The following is a 12,456-nucleotide window of genomic DNA, read 5'->3' as shown; positions in this document are numbered from 1 at the left end:
GACACCACCCACGTCCACAGCCGAAAACCGCCGCCATGACATCAGCCGCCTCCGCCGGGGCCGAAACGCCCCGCAGCCCGTGCATATTCTGCGCCATTGCGAACAAGGAAATCCCTGCGCGCATCATTCACGAAGACGATGACTTCGTGGCCTTCCTGGATATCAATCCCATACGGCCCGGGCATGTGCTGATCGTCTCGCGCGCGCATCATGCCTATTTCGACGACCTGCCCTCTGACGTGGCCGCCCGCATGGTGCAACTGGGCCAACGGCTTTCCAAAGCCATGAAGCGCATCCATGGCGTGGAACGCGTCGGTTTCCTGTTCACCGGCACCGATATCGCCCATGTGCATGCGCATGTGGTGCCTTTATGGGGCCCCACCGATATCACTTCCTCGGCTTATATCGAGCAGCAAGACCTCAGCTTCCGGCCCGCGCCGCGCGCATCCGATGAGGAATTGGCGAAGCAATCGCAACGGTTGCGGCAGGCGCTGGACGGCGCCCATTCGATACCCGAGTAACAATCAGCTTCCGTAGCGCCCACCCTCTGCCCGTAGGGACCCGCGGGCTATCTGTCGTGTTTTTCCGGCACAGTTTCGCAGCGTCCAACCATGTAGCCCAACCCTGTAGTATTGCGACAATGAATGAAAACAATTACCATTACGCGCTGAACTTAATTGTTATTAATTGCAAGGTTGGATAATGAATATGACCGGGCCGCACACGCCACACTCCATCGATGCCTTTAAACCCGGCATGCCCAAGCGGCTTTCAAGCCGCGCCGTCGTTGCTGCGCTCGGTACTGCTTCGCTGATCGGATTTCCGCTGGCTGTACACGCCCAGCAGAGCGGCACCGTCGAGTTGGCGCCCATCACGGTGACGGGTGCGGCCGAGGGCGACCTTCCGGCGCCCTACGCCGGCGGCCAGGTCGCACGTGGCGGCGGGCTGGGCGTGCTGGGGTCGGCGGACGTCATGGACACCCCCTTCAGCACCACCAACTATACGTCGCAGATGCTCGAGGACCAGCAAGCCCGCAGCCTGGCCGATGTGGTCGTCAACGAGTCGTCGGTACGCATCATGACCTCCACCGGCAGCTTCAGCGAAGACTTTCAGATCCGGGGCTTTAATGTCAACAGCGGGGATGTTGGCCTGAACGGCCTGTATGGCCTGACCTCGTCCAACCGCATGCCGGCCGCCCTTATGGAGCGCGTTGAGGTCCTCAAGGGCCCCGGCACGCTGATGTACGGCATCAGCCCCAGCGGCGCGGTCGGCGGCAACATCAATGTCATCACCAAACGTGCCGGCGATGTCCCCCTGACCCGCCTGACCACGACTTACGAAAGCAAGTCGGTCCTGGGCACGCACCTGGACATGGGCCGCCGCTTCGGCGACGACAACCAATGGGGCATACGCGTCAACGGCGTCTATAAAAATGGCAAAACCAGCCTGGACGATGGCCGGCAAAAGTTCGGCCTGGGCGCGCTGGCGCTGGACTACCGCTCGCCTGACCTGCGGTGGTCGCTGGATGCCTACTCGCAGCGCGAGAACATCGACAACTTCCGCTCGCAGAACGGATTCCGGCCGGGCATCACGCGCATTCCCTCGGCGCCTTCGGGACACCGCGCCATCTATCATGGCGCCGACTTGACGGTTTTTGATTCGACCATCGCCTCGCGCCTTGAGTACGACATCTCCGATAATCTTATGGTGTACGCGGCGGGCGGCTATCGATACGGCGGCAGCGACCAGGATTTTCCCTCTGCGCGCACCATCAACGGCGTCGATGAGCAGGGCAACTTCCATGTGATCAATTCCTGGTACGACGCCTATTCGCGCAACAAAACCGGCGAGATCGGCGCGCGCGCGAACTTCGACACGTTCGGGGTCAAACACCTGCTTACTCTGTCCGGCTCGATGCTCAGGTCGGAAGCGGGCAGCTTTTACCTGTCGGCGCCTGCGGGTCAGTCGATCGACTCCAATATCTACGATCCGGTACCGATCATCCCCATGACGGGCGACCGCCATGCGCCGGCGAAAGCCTCGGAAACCACCCTGTCCAGCCTGTCACTGACCGATACGCTGTCGTTCGCCAACGACAGGGTCCTGATCACCGGCGGTTTGCGCCATCAGCAAGTCAAGTCGGATAACTTCGGCGCCACAGGCCAGGTCACCTCATCGTATGACGAAAGCGCTGTCTCGCCGCTTGTCGGTATCGTCGTGCGCCCCCTGGAAAACGTCTCGGTGTACGGCAACTTCACATCGGGCCTGACCCAAGGCAGCACGGCCCCCATCGGCACCGCCAATGCCGGTGAAGTCTTCGCCCCGTACAAGTCCAAGCAGTACGAAGCAGGCGTGAAAGTGGATTGGGATCGCGTCATCACCACGATTTCGGTCTTCCAGATCGACCGCCCGAACGCCATTACCGACCCGATCACCAACGTCTATAGCTTCAACGGCGAGCAACGCAACCGCGGTCTGGAACTGTCGGCGGTCGGCGAAGTCGTGCCCGGCCTGCGCCTGATGGCCAGCGCCACCTTCTACGATGCCAAGCTGCAGCGCACCGCGGGTGGGGTGAACCAGGGCAACAAGGCCAGCGGCGTGCCCAAGCACACGTTCAACCTGGGCGCCGATTGGGATGTGCCGGGGGTTGCGGGCTTGAGCCTGAACGCGCGCGCCATCCACACTGCGGCAACGCCCTATGACGCGGAAAATACCCTGACGCTGCCGTCGTGGACCCGTTACGACCTGGGCGCACGCTACCGCACCAAGGTCATGGGCAAACCGGTGACGTTCCGCGCCAACATCGAAAACCTGCTGAACGAGAAATACTGGCTGTCCAGCAGTTCGCGGCTCACCGTGGCGACGGTCGCCGCGCCGCGCACCGTCCTGCTTTCGGCCGAAATCGAGTTCTAAGTTCCAGACGCTTCACCGAAGGGTTTCGTCCATGCCCATGCCGCAGCCACAGGTGGCGGCATGGGTTTTTCAATGATGGGCGGCAAGTTCACAGGGCCAAGTCGACAATGACCCGCCCCTTGACCTGCCCGCTGAGCAGCTGATGGGCGACATCGATGCTGTCTTCCAGGCCGATGGTATCCGCGATTTCATCCAGCAGATTCCTGTCGGTTTCTTGAGCCAGGCAGCTCCATGCCTTGTTTCGCGCCTCTTCATTCGCGTAGACGCTGTCAATCCCGGCCAGCGTGATACCGCGCAAGATGAAGGGAGCCACGGTTGCAGAAAAATCCATCCCTTGCGCCAAGCCGCAGGCCGTCACAACCCCGCCATAGCGGGTTTGAGCGCATACGTTGGCAAGCGTATGGCTGCCGACACAATCCACCGCCCCGCCCCACCGCTCTTTCTGCAAGGGCTTCCCGGCCTCGGACAGTTCGGCCCGGTCGATAACGGCTGCCGCGCCAAGCGCCTGCAAGCGCTCCGCCTCGGCGGGCCGTCCCGTTGATGCGTGCACCTCGTAGCCGCGCCTGGCAAGCAGGGCAACGGCAAAGCTGCCCACCCCGCCGTTAGCGCCCGTCACCAGAATCGGGCCATCGCCGGCCTTGACGCCATGGCGCTCCAGTGCCAGCACGCTCAGCATTGCCGTGTATCCGGCGGTGCCTATGCTCATGGCGTCTTTGGCGCTCAAGGAAGCCGGCTTGTGGGTCAACCACTCGGCAGGGACCCGCGCGACCTGCGCCAAGCCGCCCCAGTGCACCTCTCCCATGCCATGCCCGTTCACGATGACTTCACTGCCCTCGGAGAAATCGGCACGGCTGCTTCGGGTCACGATGCCGGCCAGATCAATGCCGGGCACCATGGGCCACTTTCTGACGACCGGGCCGCGCCCCGTTATTGCCAGGCCGTCTTTATAGTTCAAGGTAGAGAACGACACCTGCACCTCCACGTCGCCTTCCGGCAGTGCAGCAGGATCCACCTGCTCTACGCTTGCCTGGGTCGACCCATCCTCTGCCTTGCGCAACATCAATGCCTTGAACATGTCTAGCTCCTTAAAAATAGACCAGTCGGCTCTGGACCGGAAAAAAAATTCAGCGAATCCTGAGAAAAGAGAAGAATCCTTCCGCAAACACCCTCATGGGCCTAGTCGAGCGCGTCAGTTTTGACCTCAAAATGGCGCCCTCCCATCCGATCCAGAAGAATTCCGCCAGCTCGTCCACGTCCAGCGAAACATCCAGTTCTCCGGCCTCTTGCGCCTGGCGAAGGCAGTGGCTCGTCTGCGATTCCCACTGTTTCAGGACCATCTCAAGACGCTCCCGGAAATCCTCGTCAAGGCCGGCCATTTCCTGCGCCAGGTTGCCGACCAGGCAGCCCCGCTGAAAGCCGTACTTTTCCATGCCCCGCTCGGCTTCTTGCACAAAAAGCGTCAGGCGTTCCAGGGCGGGCGTTTCGTCGCACGTGAGCACGCGCTGCAGCTTCCGGTGAAAGTAGTCGGCATAGGCATCGATCACCGCCAGTCCGAAGTCTTTTTTGCTGCTGAAGTAATGATAAAAAGACCCCTTGGGCACGCCTGCGGCGCGCAGGATCTGGTCGAGCCCGGTGGACTGGAAGCCGGCCTGCGTGCATAGCTCCACACCGACGCGGACCAAGATATCGCGAGCAGAGTCTCGGCCGGCTTTCTGACTGGGTACGCGCATATTTGCTATTCTCTATCAAACACGCCTTAATACTAGACCAGTCTATTAGAAGCAGGCATTAATGGTTTACCCCTACATTTACCCGGCTCTGCCGCCGCAAGCGATGATCGTGTCTTGCCTTAGTGAAGGCAGGATCTGCTGGCGGCCCGTTCGGGGAGAAGGGTAATATGCCCTCTCACGAAAACAATCATGGAGACTACGGTGAACACGCCGCTTACCGATCCACCAGACACGCCGGCACTGCCCTGAATGGCGGTGGCTCCGATGAAATTCAGCCTCAAGAACCTGGAACTTGTTTTACTGGTTGCGGAACACGGTTCGGTCACCCGCGCCGCGCAGCTTCTGGACACCACGCAATCCTTCGTCAGCAAGCAGATTGTCCGGCTGGAGGAAGACTGGGGCGACCGCCTGTTTGAACGCACGGGCCGGGGCATGCGGCTGACCAGCTTCGGCGAGACCATCTTGCCCCAGGTCAAGACCCTGATCGCGCAAGCGCAGCAGCTGGACCATTCCATTACCGATAACGCAGGCATCCCCGCCGGAAACGTACGGGTGGGCGTGGTGCCGTCCATGTCCCGGCAACTGCTGCCCAGGCTGGTCGCCGACATCCAGGAGCGCGCGCCCGCCGTGCGGCTGATGGTGCTCGAGAGCTTTACCGGTGTACTGGAAGAAAAACTCATCACCGGCGAGTTGGACGTGGCCGTGATGAACCGCTACCAAGCCAAACGGGATCACGAAGATGCTTTGGGCTATGTGGACACCATGCTCATCGGCAAGCCGGGGTCGCCGGTACTGGCGGAAGCAGACGTCGACTATGAACGCATCCACCGCTTGCCGCTGGTGGTGCCGCCTCTGCCGGACGGCATGCGCGCATTCTTGAATCGCGAAGCCCATGCACGGCAGATTCAAATCAATATCCGCCTGGAGGTCAACACCATCTCGGCCTTGACGCGTATCGCGGCCAGCGGACAAGCCTTCACCTTCCTGCCCCTGCTGGCCGTGAGCGATGAAGTGCGCAGCGGCAAGCTGGCCGCCTCGCGCATCGTGAACCCGGTCATGGTGCGCACCATTTCCCTGGGCTTGAACCAGCACCAGCCCCTGTCGCGGGCGGCGCGCCTGGTGGCGCATCGCGTGCGCACGCTGATGAGCGAGCTATTGGAATAACTGGTATGACCGATTAGTCCATTGTTGCGGACGCGTCGTGTTTCTAGAATGGATCGAGCTCCCTGTTTGGGGACGCGCATATAACAACATCCAGGAGACACTTCATGAAAACAATGGCTAAACTGCCTTTCTTGCTATCGATGGCGATTGCCGCCACCGCCCTGTCGCCGGCGCACGCCGACACCGACTACCCCAAGAAACCCATACAGATCATTGTGCCTTTTTCGGCCGGCGGCGCCACCGACATGCTGGCGCGCACCATCGGGCAGAAGCTCACAGAACGTTGGGGACAGACTGTGATTGTCGAGAACCGCCCGGGCGCGGGCGGCAATATCGGCGCCGCGGCCGGCGCTCGTGCCGCGCCCGATGGCTACACGCTGACGCTGACCGCGGCGGGCATTTCCGCCGTCAACCCCCATGTCTATAAAGACCTCCCTTACGACTCCATCACCAGCTTCGCGCCGGTGACGCAGTTGGTTGCCGCCCCCTTACTGCTTGCCGTACATCCTTCCGTCGACATCGACACCCCGCAAAAATGGCTGGAAGAGGTACGGGCCAATCCGGAAAAATATACCGTGGCCAACGGTGGGGTCGGCACGGCCCAGCACCTGGGCGCCGAATACCTGGACATGGAAGCGAAGATGAAATCTTTGCACGTGCCCTATAGCGGCAGCGCGCCCGCCACGTCTGACGTCCTGGGCGGGCAAACCAATGCGATTCTGGACAATATGGTGACACTCGTTCCGCATATCGAAAGCGGCAAGCTGAAGCCACTGGCCGTGACCTCCACAGAGCGCGCCGAGAACCTGCCGGATGTTCCCACGTTCTCGGAATCGGGCCTGCCCGGTTTTCAAACGGGCACCTGGTATGGCGTGGTGGCTCCTGCCGGGACCCCGCCCGAGATCGTCAAGAAACTGCAAGTCGAGATCGCCGATATTCTTAAAGCGCCCGAATTGCGCCAATCTCTTATCAAGCAGGGCCTGGTGCCCGTGGGCAATACCCCTGAAGAGTTCGCCGAGCACATTCGCAGCGAGCGCGAAAAAATGGGCAAGATCGTCAAGGCCGCCAATATTCAGATGAACTGATCGGGCAGGCTGCTCTTTCAATGCGTGGGCGCGGCCCACGCGCTTTCCCCTTTCAAGGAGTATCGATGTCGACGGCATCAACGCAAACCGGCAGCATAGTGCATGGCGGCCTGACAATCACGCATATCGAAGCCTTTCCCGTTTCCTACCCTCTGCCCGAGGGGGACAGCGTGACATTGGGAATCGGCCGCACGGTGAAACGCGATGCGGTCGTGGTTAAAGTGACGACCGCCGATGGCATCGTCGGCTACGGCGAATCGCATCATGGCCGCTCGGTCATCGCCATTGCCACGCTTGTCAACACCACCTTGCGGCATTTGGTATGCGGCATGGATGCCAGCGACGTCGTAGGCGTGTGGGCACGCGTCTATAAGATGCAACTGGGCAGCCACGGCATGGGCGCCGCCACCAGCATGGCCATGAGCGGCATAGACATGGCGCTTTGGGATATACGCGGCAAGGCGACAGGCTGGCCTTTATGGAAATTATTGGGCGGCCGGCGCAAAGGCATCCGCGCATACGCCGGCGGAGTGGCTTTAGGCTACCAGGCGCCGGACGCCTTGGTGGAAGAAGCGCGCCCCTTGGTGGAACAAGGCTACCAGGCACTGAAAGTACGCGTGGGCGATACCGTGCAGCGCGACATTGAACGTGTTTGCGCCGTACGCAAAGCCTTTGGCGAACAACTCACCATCCTGACCGACGCCAACTGCGGGTACACCGTGCAGAATGCCCTGGATGTCATGCCCGCCCTGGATGCGAACCGGGTGCAATGGCTGGAAGAACCCTTTCCCGCGCACGACTACCGCAGCTACCAAGAAGCCCGCGGGTTTGGCCGCGTGCGTTTCGCGGCAGGCGAAAACCACTACACCCGATTTGAATTCAATCATCTCCTGAGCGAAGGGGCCGTGAGCTATTGGCAGCCCGATCTGTCCAAGTGCGGGGGCATTACGGAAGGCCTGCGCATCGCCGCCATGGCCTCCGCGCACAAGATCACGATCAATCCGCACAGCGCCATGTCCGGCATCAATATGGCGGCTACGATCCATTTTCTGTCGGCCATTGAAAATCACGGCTACTTCGAGGCCGACGTCGCGAAAACCAATTTCCTGCGGGACCGCCTGGTGGAAATGCCTTACCAGGTCGACGCCAACGGCGAGGTGTGGGCGCTGGACCGCCCCGGCTTAGGCGTAGAGGTCGACGAGGATTTCATCAAGGCTTACCCGGCCACCGACGGGCCGGCCTATATCTGATCACCACAATACATATGCGGGGCTGCGGCCGACACCGCCGCCGCCTGCGCAGACGAGGTAAACCATGAGCGACGATGTAGTGAAAGTGTGCCGGGAAGGCAGTGTGGCCGTCATTACGCTGAACCGGCCCGAGCGTATGAATGCCGTCAACCAAGCGCTGCGCAGCGCGCTGATCGCGGCGATGAAAGCGGCCGAAGCGGACACCGCCGTGCGGGCCGTGGTGCTGGCCGGCGCAGGGGGCAAGGCATTTTGCGCCGGCCAGGACCTGGCGGAATCCGCCGCCATGCAATGGCAAGACCTCGTGCCCTGGCTGAACGCCCAGCGGGACATGTACCAGTCCGTCCGCGACTTGAACAAACCCTGCGTCGCCGCGATGAATGGCGTGGCTGCCGGCGCCGGCTTTCAGGTCGCCCTGTGCGCGGATGTACGCATCATTGCGCCCTCTACCCGCATCGGGCAGCCGGAAGTCAAAGCCGGCCTGGCAAGTATCGTGGGCTCTTATCTCATGACCCTGCACGTGAGCCACACACACAATATCGCGATGTCGCTTGGCGGGGAATTGATTACCGGCGAACGCGCCCACGAGATCGGCCTGGTCACCGAACTGGCTGAGCCCGATGCCGTACTGGGCCGGGCCATCGAGGTTGCGGCAGGCTACGCGCAGCTACCCGCCACCGCGCTGCGGGTATCCAAACAACGCTTCCGCGACATGACGCAAGCCGGCTTTGACGACGCCGTCCTGGCAGGCATACGCGCGCAGCTGGAATGCTATGCCCATGGCGACCCGCAGCGCGCGGCCGACGCCTTCCTTAAGCGCAAACCTGCCTGAAAGGCGCCCTCAACCTTCTTCGTCCTGATATCCGCTGCCATGACCGCAACACAAAAAAGCTTATTGACGCTACTGACCCAGCCGGCATCCGTTGCCATTATCGGGGCCTCCGACGACAAGAACAAGGTCGGAGGACGGCCGGTGGATTATCTGCGGCGCTTCGGCTACCCCGGCAAGATCTACCCCATCAACCCCAGCCGCGAATGCGTGCAAGGCTTGCCCGCCTACGCCAGCCTGGCGCAACTGCCCGAAACGCCCGATATGGCCATCATCGCCCTGGCCGGCCCCGCTGTGTCGGCCAGCATTCAAGCCTGCGCGGAGCAAGGCGTGGGGGTAGCGGTGATCATGAGTTCGGGCTTCGCCGAAGCCGGCGACGAAGGGAAAGAAGCGCAGCGGCGCCTAATGGAAACCGCGGCACGCGCAGGCATGCGGCTGATCGGGCCAAACTCCCAGGGCACGGCGGATTTCCATCGCGGCACGGTGGCCAACTTCAGCACCATGTTCAAGCAGCTTCCGCCCCAGGACGGCCCTGTGGCCGTGATTAGCCAGAGCGGGGCCACCAGCGCCGCTTTATATACCCTGCTGCGTGAACAGGACATCGGCGTGCGCTACGTAATGGCCACCGGGAATGAAGCCGATGTCACCGTGTCCGAGCTGGCCTACGCAGCGCTGGAAGACCCCGCTTTGAAAGTGCTGGTGCTGTATATGGAAAGCATCAAAGATCCGGAGATGCTGATCAAGGCAGCGGCACTGGCCCGTGAACGCGGCGTTCCCATCATTGCCATCAAGGCGGGCCGCAGCAAAAAAGGCGCCATGGCGGCGCAATCGCATACCGGCGCGCTCTCCGGGGAAGACGATGTCATCGACGCTTTCCTGCGCCAGCATGGCATCTGGCGCGCCTCGGATCTGCACGAAATCGCGCAGACCCTGCCCTTGTACCTGAAGCAGGCGGCGCACATCGGACGCAAGCTGGTGGTGATCAGCAACAGCGGTTCATCCTGCGTGATGTCCGCCGACCTGGCCGATACCCTTGCCCTGCCGCTGGCAGAGTTAAGCGCCTCGACCCAAAGCGGCGTGGCCGCCGCGTTGGCCAGCTACGCCACCAGCACGAACCCCATCGACCTGACGGCGACGCTGATGAGCAACAGCGCCCTATTGAAGGACGTGTTCGACACGCTGAAACAAGACGATGAAGCCCAGACGCTGCTGGTCAGCCTGCCCGTCGCGGGGGAAGGATACGACCTGGATCTCATGGCCGAGCATATCGCCGCGTTCGAAAGGGAATCCCGGCGGATGGTGATGGTATCCAGCACATTGGAATCCATCCTGGCGCCCTTTCGCCGCCTGGGTATCGTCACCTTCAAAGGTGAACCGCAAGCCTTGCGCGCCATAGATCAGGTCACCCGCCATCATGCGCTGCTGCAGCGTGTGCCCGCCCGCACGCAAGAAGCCCCCTTGATCATCCTGCCCGCTGGCGGCGGGACCTTCCTGAGCGAAGCCGACAGCCTGACCGCCCTGGCTGCGGCCGGACTGCCGGTGGTTTCCCATACGGTCTGCCATACGGTCCAGGATGCCATCGCGGCCTGGAAAACCACCGGCGGCCCGGTCGTCTTGAAAGCCTGCTCAGACAAACTGCCGCACAAAAGCGAGTATGGCCTGGTCTTTCTGAACTTGAACACCGAGGCCGGCATCCAGGCGGCGGCCAAACAGTGTGAAGAGACGATGCAAGCGATGGACATAAGGCCTGGCTACGTGGTCTCGCCGATGGAAACCGGCCGCTGGGAGATGGCGCTAGGCGCCAGGAACGACCCCAACTACGGACCCGTCGTCATGCTGAGCGATGGCGGAAAATACATAGAAAGCATGCCCGACTACTGCCTGCTCATGCCGCCCTTCAGTGTAGAGGACGTCAGGCAGGCCATTGCCGGCTTGCGCATCGCCCCTGTTTTTGCAGGCGCCAGGGGTGAACCACCCATCGCGATCGAACCCCTGGCGGACATGGCCGTGCGCTTATCCAACCTGATGCTGCGCAACGAGGATGTCATCGCATCGGTTGACCTCAACCCCGTCCTGCTAAGTTCCGACAAGCTCGTCGTGCTCGACGCCCTGATCGAACGGCGGCACGGACTCAAGCCTGACACGCAAGCCGCGCGCCAGGCCGCAACGGCGCTGCTGACGGATTAAGGCCAGCTTACGCATTCTTTTGGTTCAACCCCTTGCCGCCTGCGGTCCATCTTCTTACACTGCCCTATGAAAATCAAAAGCATCCACGCCGTTTGGCTACACGTACCCATCCCTTATGAGAAGCAGCATGTCTCCGACTTTGGACGTGTCGCTTCCTTCGACGCCGTCCTGGTCCGGATAGAAACCGTATCCGGCCTGGTCGGATGGGGCGAAGCGAAAGAAGAAGTGGGCAGCGAAGCAAACTGCCGCGGCCTGGTCGCGATGATCAACGGCAAGTTCGGCCCCCTGCTTGTTGGCGAAGACGCCCGCGACATCAATCGCCTATGGGAATTGATGTACAACGGCTCCCGGGCCCACTATGCCGTCTCGCAAGGCCATGTCTTTCCCATCATGGGCCGCCGCGGGGTCTCGATCGCGGCCATCAGCGGCATCGATATGGCGTTATGGGACCTGCTCGGCAAATCCCTGGACGCGCCGGTATGGCGCCTGCTGGGCGGCAGGAAATCCGAACGCATGGCCGCCTATGCATCAGGCGGATGGGCCGACGCCGAGCATATAGGCGCACAATTGCAAGGCTATATCGACATCGGCGGCTTCAAGGCCGTCAAAATGCGGGTGGGCGTCATAGACGGCAACCCCATCAACTCGGCTCGCCGCGTCAAGGCCGCGCGCGAAGCCCTTGGGCCGGACGTGGCCCTGGCCTGCGACGCCCATGGCACCTACACCGTGGCCGAGGCCAAGCGGTTTTGCCAACTGGTGGAAGACTGCAACCTATTGTGGTTTGAAGAGCCGGTGACCGCCGACGATAAACGGGGGCTGGCCGAAGTGCGCGCCGCCACTGCCATCCCCATCGCGACCGGGGAAAGCGAGTTCAACCGCTTCGATTTCCGCGACCTGGCAGAGCTGCATGCGGCCGACGTGTTCCAGCCCGACCTCGCCATCTGCGGCGGCATATCCGAAGCGATGCGCATCGGGGCGATTGCCAGCGCGTGGAATATCAAGCTGGCCCCCCATCTTTGGACAGGCGCCCTGGCTTTTGCCGCCGGCATGCATGTCGCCGCCGCATCGCCCGCCGGGTGGATACTGGAGTATTCCGTCGGCGCCAATCCCATGCTGCAGGACCTTGCGGAAGAACAATTCACGGTACAGGACGGCACCATAGAAATTCCGGAAAGGCCGGGCTTGGGCATCACCATCCAGCAAGACTTCCTGGATCGCTACACCGTCGCTTGACGCCCATCACGCCAAGGGGCGGCGGCGTATAAGCTCATGGCGCCGGACGCTACGTAGGCACGTGATGT

Annotated in this window: 10 protein-coding genes; 8 read left to right on the top strand and 2 right to left on the bottom strand. The window is 61.8% G+C overall.

Going from position 1 to position 12,456, the window contains the following annotated elements:
- Nucleotides 1–35: 35 nt before the first annotated feature.
- Nucleotides 36–521, top strand: coding sequence for an HIT family protein (locus RE432_RS08430; RefSeq protein WP_310932872.1), 486 nt, complete (start codon nucleotides 36–38; stop codon nucleotides 519–521).
- A 187-nt stretch (nucleotides 522–708) separates the two neighbouring features.
- Nucleotides 709–2,913 carry a TonB-dependent receptor gene (locus RE432_RS08425; RefSeq protein ID WP_310932871.1) on the top strand — a complete coding sequence of 735 codons (2,205 nt, stop codon included), beginning with the start codon at nucleotides 709–711 and terminating at the stop codon, nucleotides 2,911–2,913.
- Between the two features lie 88 nt (nucleotides 2,914–3,001).
- On the opposite strand, the gene RE432_RS08420 is transcribed toward RE432_RS08425, so the two are convergent.
- Together RE432_RS08420 and RE432_RS08415 are read right to left on the bottom strand one after the other, a co-directional pair.
- Complete coding sequence (locus RE432_RS08420; RefSeq protein WP_310932870.1) at nucleotides 3,002–3,988, bottom strand: MDR family oxidoreductase; 987 nt, start codon at nucleotides 3,986–3,988, stop codon at nucleotides 3,002–3,004.
- Between the two features lie 49 nt (nucleotides 3,989–4,037).
- Nucleotides 4,038–4,643, bottom strand: coding sequence for a TetR/AcrR family transcriptional regulator (locus RE432_RS08415; protein WP_310932869.1), 606 nt, complete (start codon nucleotides 4,641–4,643; stop codon nucleotides 4,038–4,040).
- A gap of 264 nt (nucleotides 4,644–4,907) precedes the next feature.
- On the opposite strand from RE432_RS08415, the gene RE432_RS08410 reads away from it, so the two are divergent.
- From RE432_RS08410 to RE432_RS08385, 6 genes are all read left to right on the top strand, one after another.
- Nucleotides 4,908–5,807, top strand: a complete 900-nt coding sequence (locus RE432_RS08410; RefSeq protein WP_310932868.1) for a LysR family transcriptional regulator — start codon at nucleotides 4,908–4,910, stop codon at nucleotides 5,805–5,807.
- A gap of 104 nt (nucleotides 5,808–5,911) precedes the next feature.
- Nucleotides 5,912–6,892, top strand: a complete 981-nt coding sequence (locus tag RE432_RS08405; protein ID WP_310932867.1) for a tripartite tricarboxylate transporter substrate binding protein — start codon at nucleotides 5,912–5,914, stop codon at nucleotides 6,890–6,892.
- A 65-nt stretch (nucleotides 6,893–6,957) separates the two neighbouring features.
- Nucleotides 6,958–8,142: a mandelate racemase/muconate lactonizing enzyme family protein gene (locus RE432_RS08400; RefSeq protein ID WP_310932866.1), complete on the top strand. Its 1,185-nt coding sequence runs from the start codon at nucleotides 6,958–6,960 to the stop codon at nucleotides 8,140–8,142.
- A 64-nt stretch (nucleotides 8,143–8,206) separates the two neighbouring features.
- The gene (locus tag RE432_RS08395) at nucleotides 8,207–8,971 is read left to right on the top strand and encodes an enoyl-CoA hydratase/isomerase family protein (RefSeq protein ID WP_310932865.1); all 765 of its coding nucleotides are present in this window, start codon (nucleotides 8,207–8,209) and stop codon (nucleotides 8,969–8,971) included.
- A 39-nt stretch (nucleotides 8,972–9,010) separates the two neighbouring features.
- On the top strand, nucleotides 9,011–11,155 hold the full coding sequence (locus RE432_RS08390; RefSeq protein WP_310932864.1) for an acetate--CoA ligase family protein: 2,145 nt from the start codon (nucleotides 9,011–9,013) through the stop codon (nucleotides 11,153–11,155).
- A gap of 66 nt (nucleotides 11,156–11,221) precedes the next feature.
- The gene (locus tag RE432_RS08385; RefSeq protein ID WP_310932863.1) at nucleotides 11,222–12,388 is read left to right on the top strand and encodes a mandelate racemase/muconate lactonizing enzyme family protein; all 1,167 of its coding nucleotides are present in this window, start codon (nucleotides 11,222–11,224) and stop codon (nucleotides 12,386–12,388) included.
- The last annotated feature ends 68 nt before the right edge of the window (nucleotides 12,389–12,456 follow it).

It is taken from the genome of Pusillimonas sp. SM2304, from assembly GCF_031628915.1.
In the GTDB taxonomy this organism is placed as follows: domain Bacteria; phylum Pseudomonadota; class Gammaproteobacteria; order Burkholderiales; family Burkholderiaceae_B; genus Pusillimonas_C.
Note: the sequence above shows the minus strand (reverse complement) of the source record. Positions and strands in the feature narration are given on the sequence as shown.